At 71.9% G+C, this 16,327-nt stretch carries 17 protein-coding genes; 14 read left to right on the plus strand and 3 right to left on the minus strand.

Annotated features, from left to right (window positions below; all coding sequences use genetic code 11):
* Positions 1–7: 7 nt before the first annotated feature.
* Positions 8–652, minus strand: coding sequence for a TetR/AcrR family transcriptional regulator (locus tag ACFYQ6_RS30200; protein WP_361580988.1), 645 nt, complete (start codon positions 650–652; stop codon positions 8–10).
* 222 nt (positions 653–874) lie between these two features.
* Between ACFYQ6_RS30200 and ACFYQ6_RS30205 the strand changes: the two genes are divergently transcribed.
* A complete protein-coding gene (locus ACFYQ6_RS30205) occupies positions 875–1,795 on the plus strand; it encodes a DMT family transporter (protein ID WP_361580991.1) in 921 nt (306 codons plus the stop codon).
* Here ACFYQ6_RS30205 and ACFYQ6_RS30210 read toward each other — a convergent pair.
* The gene (locus ACFYQ6_RS30210; RefSeq protein WP_361580994.1) at positions 1,785–1,988 is read right to left on the minus strand and encodes a hypothetical protein; all 204 of its coding nucleotides are present in this window, start codon (positions 1,986–1,988) and stop codon (positions 1,785–1,787) included. The genes ACFYQ6_RS30205 and ACFYQ6_RS30210 overlap by 11 nt on opposite strands.
* 145 nt (positions 1,989–2,133) lie before the next feature.
* Here ACFYQ6_RS30210 and ACFYQ6_RS30215 point away from each other — a divergent pair, with 145 nt between their 5' ends.
* Genes ACFYQ6_RS30215 through ACFYQ6_RS30235 form a run of 5 tightly spaced genes read left to right on the plus strand, consistent with a single transcriptional unit; the run spans position 2,134 to position 6,936 of the window.
* Positions 2,134–3,351 carry a histidine kinase gene (locus ACFYQ6_RS30215; RefSeq protein WP_361580997.1) on the plus strand — a complete coding sequence of 406 codons (1,218 nt, stop codon included), beginning with the start codon at positions 2,134–2,136 and terminating at the stop codon, positions 3,349–3,351.
* Positions 3,348–4,076, plus strand: a complete 729-nt coding sequence (locus ACFYQ6_RS30220; protein WP_361581000.1) for a response regulator transcription factor — start codon at positions 3,348–3,350, stop codon at positions 4,074–4,076. The genes ACFYQ6_RS30215 and ACFYQ6_RS30220 overlap by 4 nt, the downstream gene beginning before the upstream one ends.
* A gap of 37 nt (positions 4,077–4,113) precedes the next feature.
* Positions 4,114–5,286: a cytochrome P450 gene (locus ACFYQ6_RS30225; RefSeq protein WP_361581002.1), complete on the plus strand. Its 1,173-nt coding sequence runs from the start codon at positions 4,114–4,116 to the stop codon at positions 5,284–5,286.
* 14 nt (positions 5,287–5,300) lie between these two features.
* Positions 5,301–5,750, plus strand: coding sequence for a PaaI family thioesterase (locus ACFYQ6_RS30230; RefSeq protein WP_361581139.1), 450 nt, complete (start codon positions 5,301–5,303; stop codon positions 5,748–5,750).
* Positions 5,740–6,936 (plus strand): cytochrome P450, encoded by a 1,197-nt coding sequence (locus tag ACFYQ6_RS30235; RefSeq protein ID WP_388765997.1) that lies wholly within the window; start codon positions 5,740–5,742, stop codon positions 6,934–6,936. The genes ACFYQ6_RS30230 and ACFYQ6_RS30235 overlap by 11 nt, the downstream gene beginning before the upstream one ends.
* 6 nt (positions 6,937–6,942) lie before the next feature.
* On the opposite strand, the gene ACFYQ6_RS30240 is transcribed toward ACFYQ6_RS30235, so the two are convergent.
* Complete coding sequence (locus tag ACFYQ6_RS30240; protein ID WP_388765999.1) at positions 6,943–7,947, minus strand: Gfo/Idh/MocA family oxidoreductase; 1,005 nt, start codon at positions 7,945–7,947, stop codon at positions 6,943–6,945.
* Positions 7,948–8,040: 93 nt separating this feature from the next.
* On the opposite strand from ACFYQ6_RS30240, the gene ACFYQ6_RS30245 reads away from it, so the two are divergent.
* The 8 genes from ACFYQ6_RS30245 (at position 8,041) to ACFYQ6_RS30280 (ending at position 16,301) form a co-directional block, all read left to right on the plus strand.
* Positions 8,041–8,802 (plus strand): GntR family transcriptional regulator, encoded by a 762-nt coding sequence (locus ACFYQ6_RS30245; RefSeq protein WP_361581011.1) that lies wholly within the window; start codon positions 8,041–8,043, stop codon positions 8,800–8,802.
* 241 nt (positions 8,803–9,043) lie between these two features.
* Complete coding sequence (locus ACFYQ6_RS30250; RefSeq protein ID WP_361581014.1) at positions 9,044–10,024, plus strand: substrate-binding domain-containing protein; 981 nt, start codon at positions 9,044–9,046, stop codon at positions 10,022–10,024.
* Positions 10,021–11,070 carry an ABC transporter permease gene (locus ACFYQ6_RS30255; protein WP_361581017.1) on the plus strand — a complete coding sequence of 350 codons (1,050 nt, stop codon included), beginning with the start codon at positions 10,021–10,023 and terminating at the stop codon, positions 11,068–11,070. The genes ACFYQ6_RS30250 and ACFYQ6_RS30255 overlap by 4 nt, the downstream gene beginning before the upstream one ends.
* On the plus strand, positions 11,067–11,927 hold the full coding sequence (locus tag ACFYQ6_RS30260; protein WP_361581020.1) for an ATP-binding cassette domain-containing protein: 861 nt from the start codon (positions 11,067–11,069) through the stop codon (positions 11,925–11,927). Before ACFYQ6_RS30255 ends, ACFYQ6_RS30260 begins: the two co-directional genes overlap by 4 nt.
* Positions 11,928–12,059: 132 nt before the next feature.
* Complete coding sequence (locus tag ACFYQ6_RS30265) at positions 12,060–13,226, plus strand: ROK family glucokinase (protein ID WP_356744799.1); 1,167 nt, start codon at positions 12,060–12,062, stop codon at positions 13,224–13,226.
* Between the two features lie 66 nt (positions 13,227–13,292).
* Complete coding sequence (locus ACFYQ6_RS30270; RefSeq protein ID WP_361581024.1) at positions 13,293–13,937, plus strand: hypothetical protein; 645 nt, start codon at positions 13,293–13,295, stop codon at positions 13,935–13,937.
* Positions 13,938–14,378: 441 nt separating this feature from the next.
* A complete protein-coding gene (locus tag ACFYQ6_RS30275) occupies positions 14,379–15,641 on the plus strand; it encodes an alpha/beta fold hydrolase (protein WP_388766038.1) in 1,263 nt (420 codons plus the stop codon).
* A 12-nt stretch (positions 15,642–15,653) separates the two neighbouring features.
* A complete protein-coding gene (locus ACFYQ6_RS30280; RefSeq protein WP_361581030.1) occupies positions 15,654–16,301 on the plus strand; it encodes an MBL fold metallo-hydrolase in 648 nt (215 codons plus the stop codon).
* Positions 16,302–16,327: the final 26 nt, after the last annotated feature.

The raw sequence follows: 16,327 nt of genomic DNA on the forward strand, positions 1-16,327 counted from the left end.
CCGGGGGTCAGGGGGCCTGAGGCAGGGCCGACCGCTCCGTGGCCGCGGCGCGCAGCCGCCCCAGGATGGCCCGCGCCGCCTTGGTGTAGCCGGGGTTGTTGTTGTGCAGAACCGACTCCGCGTTGGCCAGCTCCATGAACGCGATGAGCTCGAAGGCCAGCTGGGAGACATCGGTGTCCGCGGCCAGTTCGCCCCGCACCCTGGCTTCCTCGATCGTCTCCTCGACGAAGGTGACCCAACCGGTCTGCGTGGAGGCCAGCGCGTCGTGCACCTTGCCCTCCCGGGAGTCGAACTCGGCGATGGTCGCGTAGAAGAAGCAGCCGCCGCTGAACACCCGGCGCTGGGAGTAGGAGAGCCAGCTCTCGCACATCCGCCAGACCCGGCCCAGGCCCGGCTCCGCCGCTCGTGTCGGTGTCAGTACGTGCTCCACGAAGACGTTCACCGCGGCGCGCACGGTGGCGAGCTGCAGCTCCTCCTTGGAGCCGAACAGGGCGAACACCCCGCTCTTGCTCAGCTTCAGTTCCGTCGCCAGCCGGCCGAGCGACAGACCTTCGAGCCCTTCGGCCGAGGCGACCTGGACCGCGCGCCCCAGGACCAGTTGCCTGGTCTGGTTCCCCCGCTCGATCCGTCCGTCCAGCCGCGCTCCACCCATGTGCCAACTCCGTGTGTCCGAGCGTCCCAAGACCGACATTCTAGGAGGAGCCGGCACCCCGTCAGGACCGTTTTCGGCCCGTTACGACCCCTGGGGGCGGATGGCCGGGCCGCCCTGCGGACAGAGGTTCCCGAGGGGGGAGTCCGTTCGGTACGGTGTTCGCTCCCGTGCGAGCCGGCGAGGTCTCCACATCGTTCCCGTCGTGGAGAACCAGGAGCGCCGATGTCCGCTGCCGCCGTGCCCGCTCTCGCCGGCCCCCGCCGCGCGTGGGTCACCGATCTGCCGTTGCTGCTCGTCGCCGCCGTCTGGGGTGCCAGCTATCTCGCGGCCAAGGGCATCACCACCACGCACACCGTGATCGCCGTGCTCGTGCTCCGCTTCGTCCTCGTACTGCCCGCCCTGGCCGTCGCCGGATGGCGCGGGCTCCGTGCGCTGAGCGGGGCACAGTGGCGGGGCGCGGGCCTGCTGGGTCTCGTACTCAGCGGGATCTTCCTGCTGGAGACGTACGGCGTCGTGCACACGTCGGCGACCAACGCAGGCCTCATCATCAGCCTCACGATGATCTTCACCCCGCTGGCCGAGGCCGCCGTGACCCGGGTCCGGCCGTCCGGGGCGTTTCTTGCCGCGGCCGGGCTGTCCGTCGCCGGGGTGGTGCTGCTGACCCAGGGCGGCGGATTCACCAGCCCTTCCGGGGGCGACCTCCTGATGCTGCTCGCGGCCCTCGCCCGCACGGTCCACGTCCTGGCGATGGCCCGCATCAAGGCGGTCCAGGGCGCGGACTCGCTGTCGCTGACCACCGTGCAGCTCGGCAGCGCCGTCGCCGTCTTCGCCGTACTCGCCACCGTCCCCGGCACCGGCCCGGCCCCCTGGGCGGTGGCCGCGGACTTCGGTGCGGAGGAATGGGCCGGGCTGATCTTCCTGTCCGCGTTCTGCACGCTGTTCGCGTTCTTCGTGCAGATGTGGTCCGTACGCCGCACCTCGCCGTCCCGGGTCAGCCTGCTCCTCGGCACGGAACCGCTCTGGGCCGCGGCCGTCGGCATCGCGATCGGAGGCGAGCGCCTCGGCCTCCTGGGGGTGGCCGGCGCGGTCCTCGTCCTCGCGGGCACGGCATGGGGGCGCCGCAGCGCCGACGTCACACCTTGATCGAGTCCGCCGCGATCATCACGGCGGCGCCCGTCACGACGAGCACGATGTTGACGAACACCCCGTAGTCGTCGAGGAAGTCGAGCTTCGCCACCACGGCCCACAGACGGAACCAGCCCGTCCACTCGTACAGCAGTCCCGCCGCCCCCTGCGCGAACACGATGAACCCCGCCGTCTCCACGAATTTCTTCATCGCCCGAGCGTGACGCGAACCCTCGGGGCCCCGCGTCGGCCAGGGGTCTGCCGAGGGCCGACGGAAGTATCCGGTCGTGCGACTTCGGTATCTCCCTCGTCCCGCGGGGCCCGGCAGCGCCTGCGGCCTGCCTACATTTGCCGACATGGCCCGTACGGAATACCCCTGGCTGCTGCCCTCTGCACTGACCGGACACGAGAGCCCCGGCGACCCGGGCGGACCGCGCCGGACCGTGCGGGACTGGGCCGTGGACCTCACGCTCTTCCTCTGCGCCGCCGGGTTCGGGATGCTGGCCCTCGCCGCGGTGGACGCCGACCGGACCACCCCCGACGGCGTCGTCCTCGCCGACTCGCTGCTCGGCGCCGCGGCCTGCTGTGCCCTCTGGGCCCGGCGCCGGTGGCCCGTGGCGGTCGCTTCGGCCCTGACGGTGCTGAGCGCCGTGGAGCCCGTCGCGGCCGGAGCGATGCTCATCGCCCTGTTCAGCCTGGCGGTGCACCGTCCCTTCAGGCCGGTGGCCCTCGTCGGCGCGGTGGCCCTCGTCGTCGCCCCCGTACAGCCGATGCTTCGCCCGGACCCCGCGACGTCCTTCGTGGCCTCCACCGTCATCGGGGTGCTGCTCGTCCTCCTCGTGCTCAGCTGGGGCATGGTCGTACGGTCGAGGCGCCGGCTCGTCGTCTCGCTCCGTGAACGCGCGCGCCGGGCCGAGACCGAGGCCGCCCTGCGGGCCGAGCAGGCCCAGCGGCTGGCGCGGGAGGCCATCGCCCGCGAGATGCACGACGTCCTCGCCCACCGGCTGACCCTGCTCAGCGTCCACGCGGGCGCCCTGGAGTTCCGGCCCGACGCGCCCCCGGCCGAGATCGGCAGGGCGGCCGGGGTCATCCGGGACAGTGCCCACGACGCGCTCCAGGACCTCCGCGAGATCATCGGCGTACTGCGGGCACCCGGTGAGGGCGACGAGGGCAACCGGCCGCAGCCCACCCTGGTCACCCTGGACGCCCTGATCGAGGAGTCCCGGTCGGCCGGCATGGAGGTCACGCTGGACAACACCGTCACGGACCCGGCCCAGGCACCCGCTGCCACCGGGCGCACGGTCTACCGCATTGCCCAGGAAGCACTTACCAACGCCCGCAAGCACGCTCCCGGGGCGCCCGTCCGCGTCACCGTGGCCGGCGGACCGGGGGACGGGCTGGCCGTGGAGGTCGGCAATCCCGCACCGGCCGAACCGTTCGCACCGGTACCCGGATCCGGCCAGGGGCTCATCGGCCTCACCGAACGGGCGAACCTGGCCGGCGGCAGCCTGGACCACGGGCCCCGGCCGGACGGCGGATTCACGGTCCGGGCCCGGCTACCGTGGCCCGCATGAGCATTCCCACGTCTCCGGAGGCACCACCGGTCCGGCTGGCCGTCGTCGACGACGACCCGCTCGTACGGGCCGGACTCGCCCTGATGCTCGGCGGAGCCGAAAGGATCGACATCGTCGGGGAGGCGGCAGACGGCACCGAGGTCGCCGCGCTCGTCGACCGGTCGCGGCCGGACGTCGTACTGATGGACATCCGCATGCCCGGCATGGACGGGCTGGCCGCGACCGAGGCGCTGCGCCGCCGGCCCGCAGCGCCCGAGGTGATCGTCCTGACCACCTTCCACGCCGACGAGCAGGTACTGCGGGCCATCCGCGCGGGAGCGGCGGGGTTCGTGCTGAAGGACACCCCGCCCGCGCAGATCGTCGAGGCGGTGCTGCGGGTCGCCGCGGGGGAGCCGGTCCTCTCGCCCGCCGTCACCCGCAGGCTCATGGCCCGCGCGGCAGGCGGCTCCTCGGACGACGGCGACACCCGCCGGGACCGCGCCCGGCAGCGGTTCGCCGAACTGGGGGAGCGGGAGCGGGACGTGGCATCAGCCGTCGGGCGGGGCAGCTCGAACGCCGAGATCGCGGCCGCACTGCACCTGAGTGTGGCCACCGTGAAGGCGCACGTCTCCCGGATCCTCGCGAGGTTCGGGTTCAACAACCGTGTGCAGATCGCCCTGCTGGTGCATGACGCCGGTCTCCTCCATGAGGACGAGGACGGCGCGCGGGGTGGCGGCCTACGCTGACCGGAGCAGGGAGCGGACCGGACGAGGGGGCGGGACGATGTCGGTGGTCGATCTGCGCGGGGCTCGGGACTTCAGCGCGAATCCGTATCCGTACTACGCGAAGCTGCGCGCCGAAGGACCGGCCCACCCGGTCCGCACCGACGACTTCGAGCGCGTCTGGATGGTCGTCGGATACGAGGAGGCCCGCGCCGCCCTCGCCGACCAGCGGTTCAGCAAGAACTGGCGCACGACGGAACGCTGGTCGGCCACCGGCAACCCGATCAACGCCAACATGCTGGAGATGGACGCCCCGCACCACACCCGGCTGCGCGGCCTCGTCTCACGCGAGTTCACCGCCCGGCGGATCGAGGCGCTCCGCCCGCGCGTCGAGGAGATCACCGCGGGTCTGCTCGACGCCATGGTGCCGACGGGGAGCGCCGACCTCGTCGACGCCTTCGCCTTCCCGCTGCCGATGACGGTGATCTGCGAACTCCTCGGCGTACCCGACATCGACCGGGACACCTTCCGCCTGCTGTCCAACGCCATCGTCGCGCCCGTCTCGGCGGAGGCGGAGGGGGAGGCCGTCCGGTCGATGGGCGCCTACCTCGAGGAACTGGTCGAGGACAAGCGCTGCGCCCCCGGCGACGACCTGATGAGCGCACTGATCCGGGCGCGTCAGGACGACGGGGACCGGCTCTCGCGCGACGAACTCATCGGCATGGCCTTCCTGCTCCTGGTGGCCGGCCACGAGACCACCGTGAACCTCATCGCCAACGGCGTACGCGCCCTGCTGGACCACCCCGGGCAACTGGCCCTGCTCCGCGCCCGGCCGGAGTTGCTGGACGGCGCGGTCGAGGAGATGCTCCGCTACGACGGCCCCGTCGAGACGGCGACCTTCCGCTTCACGCGGGAACCGGTCGCGATCGGGCAGGTCGTCATTCCTCAGGGCGAGGCCGTACTGATCGCCCTGGGGGCCGGGGACCGCGACCCCGCCCGCTATCCGGACCCGGACACCTTCGACATCCGGCGCGAGGCCAGGGGCCATCTGGCGTTCGGCCACGGCATCCACTTCTGCCTCGGCGCGCCCCTCGCGCGCATGGAGGGCAGGATCGCGATCCGCGCGCTGCTCGACCGGTGCCCCGGACTCGAACGGGATCCGGACGGCGGCGAGCCCGACTGGCTGCCCGGACTGCTGCTCCGGGGCGTCCGGCGCCTGCCGGTGCGCTGGTGACATGGACGGGAACGATGACCGAGCTCTCCTTCGAAGCGGCGCAACAGGTACTCGACAGCCAGCCGTTCAGCGGTCTCGTCGGTGCGCGGATCACGGAGTTCGGGGACGGCGGGGCCGTCCTGGAAGTGGACGTGCGCGAGGAGCTGACCCAGCAGAACGGCTTCCTCCACGGCGGGGTGCTGTCCTACGCCGCCGACAACGCGCTCACCTTCGCCGCCGGGACGACGCTCGGTCCCGCCGTCCTGACCGGCGGCTTCTCCATCCAGTACGTCCGTCCCGCGAGCGGTCGCACCCTGCTCGCCCGTGCCTCTGTGGTCCACACCGGCCGGAGGCAGGCAACCGTGCGCTGTGACCTGTACACCGTGGACGACGAGGGCGCCGAGATGCTGTGCGCGGTGGCGCAGGGCACCGTCCTCTCCGTCCGTCCGTCCGTCCGGCCTGAAGGGACCTGTGGTGACCACTGAGGACCTGATCGATCTGGGAGCGCTCGGCGACGACTTCATCCGCGACCCGTATCCGGTCTACGCGCGGCTGCGCGCCGTGGGGCCGGTGCATCGCGTCCGCATCCCGGAGGGGGCGTGGGCCTGGCTCGTGGTCGGTCACGAGGCGGGACGAGCCCTCCTCGCCGACCAGCGGCTCTCCAAGGACTGGCGCCGGGCATCGCCCTCGCTGGGGGTCGGCAAGGTGTCCGCCGGTACGACCATGCTGAGCTCGGACGCCCCGGCGCACACCCGGTTACGCAGACTCGTGGCCCGGGAGTTCACCCCGCGCCGGATGGAACGGCTCACCCCCCGCATCCAGGAGATGACGGACGAGCTCCTCGACTCCATGACCGCGGGGCCGGCCCGGAGCGCCGACCTGGTGGGCGCGCTGTCGTCCCCCCTGCCGATGGCCGTCATCTGCGAGCTGCTGGGTGTGCCCTCCCTGGACCGGCAGGCGTTCCGGGAATGGTCCGACACCGCTGTGTCGTCCCTCGACGCGGATGCGCGGGGCCGGGCCGCCGCCGCCATGAACGACTACCTGACCGGGCTGATAGCGGAGAAGCGCGCGGGTCACGGGGACGACCTGCTGAGCGCCCTGATCCACACCTCGGACGAGGACGGCGACCAGCTCTCCGCCGACGAACTCCTGGGCATGGCCTGGCTGCTGCTCGTCGCCGGCCACGAGACCACGGTCAACCTCATCTCCAACGGCGTGCTGAGCCTGCTCACCCACCCGGACCAACTGGCGGCCCTGTGGGCCGATTTCGGGCTCATGGACAACGCGGTCGAGGAGATGCTCCGTTACGAGGGGCCCGTGGAGACGCCGACGTACCGCTTCACCACGGAGCCGCTCGACGTCTTCGGCACCGTGATCCCTGGCGGCGGCGAGCTCGTCCTGATCGCGATGGCCGACTGCGACCGCGACCCCGCCCGTTTCCCGGACCCCGGGCGCTTCGACATCACCCGGGACGCCCGCGGGCATGTGGCCTTCGGGCACGGCATCCACTACTGCCTCGGCGCGCCGCTCGCGCGCATCGAGGCCCGCGTGGCCATCCGTTCGCTCCTGGAGCGCTGCCCGGGGCTGCGGCTCGACGCGGACCCGGCCCGGCTGGCCTGGCGTACCGGCATGCTGATAAGGGGGCCGGTGAGCTTGCCGGTGGCCTGGTGACGCCGCTCAGTCCTCGGCGATCTCCGTCATCCGCACGGGACGGCGCTCCGCGCGCGACAGCTCGCACGCCTCGGCGATGCGCAGCGCGTGCAGCGCCTCCCTGCCGTCGCACGGGTTCGCCCGCTCGCCGCGTACGACGGCGAGGAAGGCGTCCAGTTCCGCCTCGTACGCCGGGGCGAAACGCTCCAGGAAACCGGGCCACGGCTTGGCCGGAGCGGGCGGGCCCTCCGGCTCGGCGGAGGTGAGAGGTGTGCGGTCGTCGAGGCCGACGGTGATCTGGTCCCGCTCGCCCGCCAGTTCCATGCGCACGTCGTAACCCGCCCCGTTGCAGCGGGTCGCGGTGGCCGTGGCCAGTGTGCCGTCGTCCAGGGTCAGCAGCGCCGCGGCCGTGTCCACGTCGCCGGCGGCGCGGAAGATCGCCGGGCCCGCGTCCGAACCGGTGGCGTACACCTCCACCACCTCGCGGCCCGCGACCCAGCGCAGCATGTCGAAGTCGTGCACCAGACAGTCCCTGAACAGGCCACCGGACAGGGGCAGATACGCGGCGGGCGGGGGCGCGGGATCCGACGTCGTCGCCCGTACGGTGTGCAGCCGGCCCAGTGCCCCGCCGCGCACCGCGGCCCGGGCCGCCGTGTATCCCGCGTCGAAGCGGCGCATGAAGCCGAGCTGGAGGACGCTGCCCGTCCGTTCCACCTCGCGCAGAGCGCCCAGGGTCCCCGCCAGGTCCAGGGCGATCGGCTTCTCGCAGAGAGCGGGCAGACCGGCCCGGGCCGCCATGCCGATGAGCTCCGCGTGGGCCGAGGTCGCCGACGCGATCACCACCGCGTCCACCCCCGCGCCGATGACCTCGTCCGCGGAGGCGACCGCGACAGCTCCGGTCCGCGCCGCGACGCCCGAGGCCCGGGCGGCGTCGGGGTCCGTCACCAGCAGGGATTCGACCTCGGGATGGCGTGCCAGGACGTTCGCGTGGAAGGAACCGATACGGCCCGTGCCGATGAGTCCGATGCGCATGGACCCAACGTGCCGCCCTCCAGGCGCACTGTCAACTATATGTCCTGACAAAGTGCGGGGTGCGGCGCGGCCCCACGGGGTACGCTCCCTGCCGTGCCCAAACCCGCCGCCGACTCCGCCGCCCTGGGGCTGGGCGTGGACCGCACCAGTCCCGTTCCGCTCTACCACCAGCTGGCCCAGCAGCTGGAGGCGGCCATCGAGCAGGGGCGGCTGGCCCCGGGCAGCCTCCTCGGCAACGAACTGGAGCTCGCCGCGCGGCTCGGACTGTCACGGCCCACCGTCCGTCAGGCCATCCAGTCGCTCGTGGACAAGGGGCTGATGGTGCGCCGCCGTGGCATCGGCACCCAGGTCGTGCACAGCCGCATCAGGAGGCCGCTCGAACTGAGCAGCCTCTACGACGACCTGGAGACCGCGGGGCGGCACCCGGCGACCCGGGTCCTGCGCAACACGCTCGAACCGGCCACGCCCGAGGTCGCCGCCGCGCTCGGCGTGGAGGAGGGAGGTGACGTGCACGTCGTCGAGCGGGTGCGTCACGCCCACGGCGAGCCCATGGCCCTGCTGCGCAACCATCTGCCGCTCCGGCTGCTCGACCTCGCCACCGAGCGGCTGGAGTCGACCGGGCTGTACCGGATGATGCGCGCCTCGGGGATCACCCTGCACAGCGCCCGCCAGTCCGTGGGTGCCCGTGCGGCCACCGCCGAGGAGGCCGAACTGCTCGCCGAGACCGAGGGGGCCCCGCTGCTGACGATGGAGCGGATCACCTTCGACGACGGCGGCCGGGCGGTCGAGTTCGGCTCGCACGTCTACCGCGCCTCCCGGTACGCCTTCGAGTTCCAGCTGCTCGTCCGGTCCTGACGCCTCCGCCCGGCGGTCCGCGGTCAGTATGTTCGGACAAGGTTATTGACGCGGTCATGCTAGGTCGCTAGAACGGCGGGAGGGCGCGGCCCGCGCCCCTGCCGGGCACGGCCGACCCGGGCTCGGGGATACTTGGCCCGCCGGGCGGCGAGTCCGCTCCCGCCGGCATCACCAGGCAGCACAGCGAGCAGCACTAGAAGGGCACGGCGTCGTGGCAAGGGTTCGGACAGGGGTACGCGCGATGGGCGCCGTGCTGGCAGCGGTACTGGCGGCCTCCCTCGCGGGATGCAGCAGCACCGGCGGCAAGCGGGCGGAGGAGCGTGCCCAGGAGGCCGCCGAGGGCCGGTCCGCGGTGAGCACGCCACGCTGGACGTTCGCCATGGTCACCCACTCGGGTGATGGCGACACCTTCTGGGACATCGTCCAGAAGGGCGCCAAGCAGGCGGCCGCCAAGGACAACATCAACTTCCTGTACTCGCACAACGACGAGGGGCAGCAGCAGGCCGAGCTCGTCCAGACCGCGATCGACAAGAAGGTCGACGGCCTGATCGTCTCGCTGGCCAAGCCCGACTCGATGAAGGCCGTCGTGGCCAAGGCGGTGAAGGCCGGCATCCCGGTCATCACGGTGAACTCGGGGTCCGCCGAGTCCAAGGCCTTCGGGGCGCTCACCCACATCGGCCAGGACGAGTCCATCGCGGGCGAGGCCGTCGGCGACGAGCTGAACACGCGGAAGCGCGAGAAGGTGCTCTGTGTCCTGCACGAGCAGGGCAACGTCGGCCACGAGCAGCGCTGCGCCGGTGCGAAGAAGACCTTCGACGGGACCATGCAGAACCTCTACGTCGACGGCACCAACATGCCCGACGTGCAGGCGTCCATCGAGGCCAAGCTCGACTCGGACAAGAGCATCGACGCGGTCGTCACCCTCGGCGCACCCTTCGCCGCCGCGGCGGTCAAGGCCAAGCAGACGGCCGGCAGCAAGGCCGAGATCGACACCTTCGACCTCAACGCGAGCGTCGCCACCGGACTGCAGAACGACACGCTCGGCTTCGCCGTCGACCAGCAGCCCTACCTCCAGGGGTACGAGGCCGTCGACCTGCTCTGGCTCTACCGCTACAACCGCAACGTCCTCGGTGGCGGCCTGCCCGTGCTGACCGGACCTCAGGTCATCACCGCCGACGACGCCGACGCGCTCGCCGAGTACACGAAGCGGGGCACGCGATGACGGCGACCGGGCAACCGGTGGCGCCCCGCACCGACGAACGCCTGCTGCGCACCTCACCGCTGCGCAAGCTGCTCGGCCGGCCCGAGCTCGGCTCCGTCGTCGGGGCCGTGGCCGTCTTCCTCTTCTTCGCGATCTTCGCCGACAGCTTCCTCCAGGCATCCAGCCTGGGCACGGTCCTCTACGCGGCCTCCACCATCGGCATCATGGCGGCTCCGGTTGCTCTGCTGATGATCGGCGGCGAGTTCGACCTCTCGGCCGGCGTGATGGTGACCAGCTCCGCGCTGATCTCGTCGATGTTCAGCTACCAGATGACCGCCAACGTCTGGGTCGGCGTCTTCGTCTCGCTGCTGGTGACGCTGGGCTTCGGCGCGTTCAACGGCTTCATGCTGACCCGCACCAAGCTGCCCAGCTTCATCATCACCCTCGGCACCTTCCTCATGCTGACCGGCCTGAACCTCGGCTTCACGAAGCTGATCAGCGGCACGGTCTCCACCAAGGCCATCGGCGACATGGAGGGCTTCGAGTCGGCGCGCAAGGTCTTCGCCTCCTACCTCACCATCGGTGAGGTCGAGCTGAAGGTCACCATCCTGTGGTGGGCGGCACTCGTCGCGATCGCCACCTGGATCCTGATCCGCACCCGCTTCGGCAACTGGATCTTCGCCGTCGGCGGAGAGGCCGACGCGGCGCGCGCGGTCGGCGTCCCGGTGATCCGTACGCGCATCGGGCTCTACCTCGGTGTGGCCTTCGCCGCCTGGGTCTCCGGGCAGCACCTGCTCTTCTCCTACGACGTGGTGCAGTCCGGCGAGGGCGTCGGCAACGAGCTGATCTACATCATCGCGGCCGTCATCGGCGGCTGCCTGATCACCGGTGGCTACGGCTCGGCGATCGGCTCCGCGGTCGGCGCGATCATCTTCGGCATGACCAGCAAGGGCATCGTGTACGCGGAGTGGAACCCTGACTGGTTCAAGTTCTTCCTCGGGGCGATGCTGCTCCTGGCCACCCTGCTCAACGCATGGGTACGCAAGCGCGCGGAGGCGACGAAATGACGGCCACCCAGGCTCCGGCCCCCCGCGACCCGGCCGGTGCGGCGCTCGTCGAGCTCGACGGCGTGAGCAAGTACTACGGGAACATCAAGGCCCTGGAAGACGTCTCGCTGGAGGTCCACGCGGGGGAGATCTCCTGCGTCCTCGGCGACAACGGTGCCGGCAAGTCCACGCTCATCAAGATCATCGCCGGGCTGCACCGGCACGACGCCGGGACGTTCCTGATCGAGGGCGAGGAGACCACCCTCGCCAACCCGCGCGACGCCCTGGACCGTGGCATCGCCACCGTCTACCAGGACCTGGCCGTGGTCCCGCTCATGCCGGTCTGGCGCAACTTCTTCCTCGGCTCGGAGCCGACGAAGGGCTCGGGGCCGTTCAGACGGCTCGACGTACGGCAGATGCGGGAGACCACCCGCGCCGAGCTGCTCCGGATGGGCATCGACCTGCGTGACGTCGACCAGCCCATCGGCACCCTGTCCGGCGGCGAACGCCAGTGCGTGGCCATCGCGCGCGCCGTGTACTTCGGTGCCAAGGTCCTCGTCCTGGACGAGCCGACCGCGGCGCTCGGCGTCAAGCAGTCCGGGGTGGTGCTCAAGTACGTCGCCGCCGCCAGGGACGCCGGGCTCGGCGTGGTCCTCATCACGCACAACCCGCATCACGCCTATCTCGTGGGCGACCGGTTCGTGCTCCTCAAGCGCGGCGCGATGTCCGGGAGCCACACCAAGGACGACGTCACCCTGGACGAACTGACCCGTCAGATGGCGGGTGGGAGCGAGCTGGAGGAGCTCAGCCACGAGCTCGAACGCGCCCCCGCACCGGGTCACCTCGGTGGCCGTCCGGCCGGGGACGACACCCCGTAAGCCGTGCCCCTGGCCCCGTGCCCCCGGCCGGTGGACCGGTTCCGGGGGCGCGGGAATGGCAGAATCGTGCACGGCGGGCGCCGCCCGCCGCCGGACGGATCACCGACCGGCCCTCCGACCTGCGCAGGGACGATGAGCACGTACCGCGACTTCACACACCGCGGCTCCGCCCGCGCCACCGTCCTGCGGACCGTCGGCACGAGGGAGCGCCGCTCGCACCTCACGGCGCCGCGGGTACCCACCGTCGGCATCGACATCGGCGGCACGAAGGTCATGGCGGGGGTCGTCGACGCCGACGGCAACATCCTGGAGACCCTGCGCACGGAGACGCCGGACAAGTCCAAGAGCCCCAAGGTCGTCGAGGACACCATCGTCGAGCTGGTCCTGGACCTCTCCGACCGGCACGACGTGCACGCCGTCGGCATCGGAGCGGCGGGCTGGGTCGACGCCGACCGGTCCAAGGTGCTGTTCGCCCCGCACCTCGCCTGGCGCGACGAACCCCTGCGCGACGCGATCGCCTCCCGGCTCGTGGTGCCCGTGATGGTCGACAACGACGCCAACACGGCCGCCTGGGCCGAATGGCGCTTCGGAGCCGGACGCGGCGAGGACCACCTGGTCATGATCACGCTGGGCACGGGCATCGGCGGCGCGATCCTGGAGGACGGGCACGTCAAGCGCGGCAAGTACGGCGTGGCGGGGGAGTTCGGGCACATGCAGGTGGTGCCCGGCGGGCACCGCTGCCCGTGCGGCAACCGCGGCTGCTGGGAGCAGTACAGCTCGGGCAACGCCCTGGTGCGCGAGGCCCGGGAGCTGGCCGCCGCGGACTCCCCGGTGGCACACGGCATCATCGAGCGCGTCAAGGGCAACATCCCCGACATCACCGGCCCGCTCATCACGGAGCTGGCCCGCGAGGGCGACGCGATGTGCGTCGAGCTCCTCCAGGACATCGGCCAGTGGCTCGGGGTCGGCATCGCCAACCTCGCCGCCGCCCTGGACCCCTCGTGCTTCGTCATCGGCGGCGGTGTCAGCGCGGCCGACGACCTGCTGATCGGTCCGGCCAGGGACGCGTTCAAGCGCCACCTCACGGGCCGCGGCTACCGCCCCGAGGCCCGCATCGCGAAGGCGCAGCTCGGCCCCGAGGCCGGCATGGTCGGCGCCGCCGATCTGGCCCGTCTGGTCGCCCGGAGGTTCCGGCGCACCAACCGGCGCCGGGTCGAGCGTTACGAGCGGTACGCCCAGTTCTACGACCAGGCGGCGAGCACCATCCGCAACACGCGCAGTACCCGCACCGACGACTGACCCGCGGCCGCGCACGCGGCACCCGGCCACCCGCACTCCGCACCGCAGCATCGAGGGACTTCCGACATGACCGCAGCCGAGCACCACATCGTGCCGCGACAGCCCCCGTCCGGCTCACCGGAGCCGTCCGGCCCTTCCGGCCCGGGTTCCACCGGTGCGTCCGGAGACGGAGGCGGGACGCCTCCGCAGGACCGGCGCAAGGTGATCCGCCGGCGTCTGATCACGCTGACCATCATCGTGCTGCTCATCGGGATCCCGGCCGGCTACCTCGTGATCTCCGCCGGACAGAGCAGGCGCTCCGGCAAGGACAAGGAGGCCGAAGCGGCGGCCCAGGGGCTGCGGGAGGACTGGCCGTCCGGGATGCAGCGCCGGATCTTCGAACTGCCCATCCCGGGCAACGCGATCGGGGTCCAGTACTACGAGACGAACAACTGGAAAGCCAGCCGGATGTACGTGAAGTTCCGTACGACCTCCGCCGGGCTGGACCGCTTCCTGAGCGGCGTGGGCACCGGGCGCGCCGCACTGGAGACCGGCAAGGTCACCATCAGCGACCGGGACATCAAGATCACCGGGTGGTACTTCGGACCCGGGGTCGACTGGGCGGGCACGGTGCACAAGAACAAGGACCCGCGTCCGACCCAGAACATCACCGTCAACATGACCGATCCGGCGGCCCCGGTCGTCTACGTGGTCTCCGCGGCGACCCCCTGACGGGGAGCGGACGGGCCGCTCATTACCCTGGAGCAAGTGAGTGAAGTGAGCGAGACCGCCCCCCAGCCCGCCATGCACCCGCAGACGGCCCACCCCGAGCCCCTGCAGGGCGAGGTGATCCGACAGCTGCCCCCGACCCCCCATCCCGTAGCCGGGCAGCCGTACGCCCAGGTCGCCGGAGAGGCCCTCCAGCCGCCGCAGATGGCCGCCCCGCCTCCGCAGGCCGCCCCGCCGTACGCACAGCCGGCTCCCGGCCCGCAGTACAGCCTGCCCCAGGCGCAGCAGCATCCCCAGGGCCCTCAGGACCTCCGAGGCGTGCAGCCCGGTCCCGCCGCGCCGCAGGCGCCCCGGCCCGCTTACGCCGAGCCTTCTGCTCCCGCCCCGGTACCGCAGCCCGGTCCCGCCGCGCCGCAGACGCCCCAGGGGCCGCAGTCCGGGCGGCTGCTCCAGTACCGCTTCGACGGGCCGGAGGACGCCCCGGTCCTGGTGATCGGGCCCTCCCTCGGTACCACCTGGCACATGTGGGACCGCCAGATACCCGAGCTCTCCCAGCACTGGCGGATCTTCCGCTACGACCTGCCGGGACACGGCGGGGCCCCCGCCCACCCCGCCGCCGGGGTCACCGACCTCGCGGACCGGCTCCTCGCCACCCTGGACAGCGTCGGCGTGCAGCGCTTCGGTTACGCGGGCTGCGCCATAGGCGGAGCCGTCGGCGCCGACCTCGCCCTGCGCCATCCGCACCGGGTCGCCGCTCTGGCGCTCGTCGCCGCCTCGCCGCGCTTCGGCAGTGCCGACGAGTTCCGTCAGCGCGGGGTGATCGTCCGCAGCAACGGCCTGGAGCCGATCGCGCGGACCTCCCCGGAGCGCTGGTTCACCCCCGGCTTCGCCGCCGCGCAGCCCGCGATCGTGGAGTGGGCCGTCCAGATGGTCCGCACCACCGACCCCGGCTGCTACATCGCGTCCTGCGAGGCCCTGGCCGCGTTCGACATCCGGGCGGAACTCTCCCGCATCGGCGTGCCGACCCTCGTCCTGGTCGGTGCCGAGGACAAGGTCACCGGGCCCGCCGAGGCCCGGACGCTGGTCGCGGGCATCCCCGACGCCCGGCTCGCCCTCGTGCCGGGAGCCAGTCACCTGGCCCCGGTGGAGCAGCCTGCCGCCGTCACCGACCTGCTGCTCATGCACTTCTCGACGTCCTGGCAGGACACCCAGGCGTCGATCCCGGTGCCGCCGTCCCCCGGATTCGCCGCGCCGTTCGGCCCGGTCGTGCCCGTGGCCGAGATCACCGCCGCGGTCGAGATGCCCGAGGACTCCGCCACAGGACGCAGTGACCTGTACGACCGGGGGATGAAGGTCCGGCGTGAAGTGCTCGGCGACGCCCACGTGGACGCCGAGACAGCGGCGTCCGACGGCTTCACCGAGGACTTCCAGGAGCTCCTCACCCGCTACGCCTGGGGCGAGATCTGGACCCGGGAGGGCCTCGACCGCAGGTCACGCAGTTGCGTGACCCTCACGGCCGTCGTCGCCTCCGGTCACCTGGGAGGTCTCGGCCAGCACGTCAGGGCGGCCCTGCGCAACGGACTCACCCCCGTCGAGATCAAGGAGGTGCTGCTGCAGACGGCCGTCTACTGCGGCATCCCGGCGGCGGGCGCGGCGTTCGAGATCGCGCAGTCCGTGATCGAGGAGGAAACCACCCCGCCCGCGTAGCAGGATGGTGGCATGAACGCTTCGTCTCTCACGCTGACCAAGAAGACCCACTCCTGCGTCCGGCTGGAGCGCGGCGGGCAGTCGCTCGTCATCGATCCCGGTGGATTCTCCGAGGACGACGCCACCGCCGGTGCCGACGCCTTCCTGGTGACGCACGAGCACCCGGACCACTTCGACGAGGAACGGCTGCGCGCCGGCCTGGAAGCCAACCCGGCCGCGCAGCTGTGGACCCTGCGGAGCGTGGCTGGGCAGCTGTCCGCCGCCTTCCCGGGGCGGGTGCACACGGTGGGCCACGGTGACACGTTCACCGCCGCCGGGTTCGACGTCCAGGTGCACGGCGAGCTGCACGCGGTGATCCACCCGGACATCCCGAGGATCACCAACATCGGCTTCCTCGTGGACGGTTCCGTCTTCCACCCCGGCGACGCCCTGACGGTGCCCGACCACCCGGTGGACACGCTGATGCTGCCGGTCATGGCGCCCTGGAGCAAGATCTCGGAGGTCATCGACTACGTACGCGAGGTGAAGCCGCGCCGTGCCATCGACATCCACGACGCCCTGCTCACCGACCTCGCCCGCCCCATCTACGACAAGCAGATCGGCGCACTCGGCGGGACGGACCACGGCCGCCTCACCCCGGGCGACGCGACCCGACTCTGACCCGGCTGTCAGTGGGAGCGGTTAGG

Source organism: Streptomyces sp. NPDC005494 (assembly GCF_042872025.1).
Classification (GTDB): Bacteria; Actinomycetota; Actinomycetes; order Streptomycetales; family Streptomycetaceae; genus Streptomyces.

What these genes read in the sequence shown, in the direction of transcription:
- ACFYQ6_RS30280 (WP_361581030.1), top strand. Translation starts at nt 15,654, where the DNA reads ATGAACGCTTCGTCTCTCACGCTGACCAAGAAGACCCACTCCTGCGTC.
- ACFYQ6_RS30265 (WP_356744799.1), top strand. Translation starts at nt 12,060, where the DNA reads ATGAGCACGTACCGCGACTTCACACACCGCGGCTCCGCCCGCGCCACC.
- ACFYQ6_RS30215 (WP_361580997.1), top strand. Translation starts at nt 2,134, where the DNA reads ATGGCCCGTACGGAATACCCCTGGCTGCTGCCCTCTGCACTGACCGGA.
- ACFYQ6_RS30230 (WP_361581139.1), top strand. Translation starts at nt 5,301, where the DNA reads ATGACCGAGCTCTCCTTCGAAGCGGCGCAACAGGTACTCGACAGCCAG.
- ACFYQ6_RS30250 (WP_361581014.1), top strand. Translation starts at nt 9,044, where the DNA reads ATGGGCGCCGTGCTGGCAGCGGTACTGGCGGCCTCCCTCGCGGGATGC.
- ACFYQ6_RS30225 (WP_361581002.1), top strand. Translation starts at nt 4,114, where the DNA reads ATGTCGGTGGTCGATCTGCGCGGGGCTCGGGACTTCAGCGCGAATCCG.
- ACFYQ6_RS30255 (WP_361581017.1), top strand. Translation starts at nt 10,021, where the DNA reads ATGACGGCGACCGGGCAACCGGTGGCGCCCCGCACCGACGAACGCCTG.
- ACFYQ6_RS30205 (WP_361580991.1), top strand. Translation starts at nt 875, where the DNA reads ATGTCCGCTGCCGCCGTGCCCGCTCTCGCCGGCCCCCGCCGCGCGTGG.
- ACFYQ6_RS30270 (WP_361581024.1), top strand. Translation starts at nt 13,293, where the DNA reads ATGACCGCAGCCGAGCACCACATCGTGCCGCGACAGCCCCCGTCCGGC.
- ACFYQ6_RS30220 (WP_361581000.1), top strand. Translation starts at nt 3,348, where the DNA reads ATGAGCATTCCCACGTCTCCGGAGGCACCACCGGTCCGGCTGGCCGTC.
- ACFYQ6_RS30240 (WP_388765999.1), bottom strand. Translation starts at nt 7,947, where the DNA reads ATGCGCATCGGACTCATCGGCACGGGCCGTATCGGTTCCTTCCACGCG.
- ACFYQ6_RS30260 (WP_361581020.1), top strand. Translation starts at nt 11,067, where the DNA reads ATGACGGCCACCCAGGCTCCGGCCCCCCGCGACCCGGCCGGTGCGGCG.
- ACFYQ6_RS30200 (WP_361580988.1), bottom strand. Translation starts at nt 652, where the DNA reads ATGGGTGGAGCGCGGCTGGACGGACGGATCGAGCGGGGGAACCAGACC.
- ACFYQ6_RS30210 (WP_361580994.1), bottom strand. Translation starts at nt 1,988, where the DNA reads ATGAAGAAATTCGTGGAGACGGCGGGGTTCATCGTGTTCGCGCAGGGG.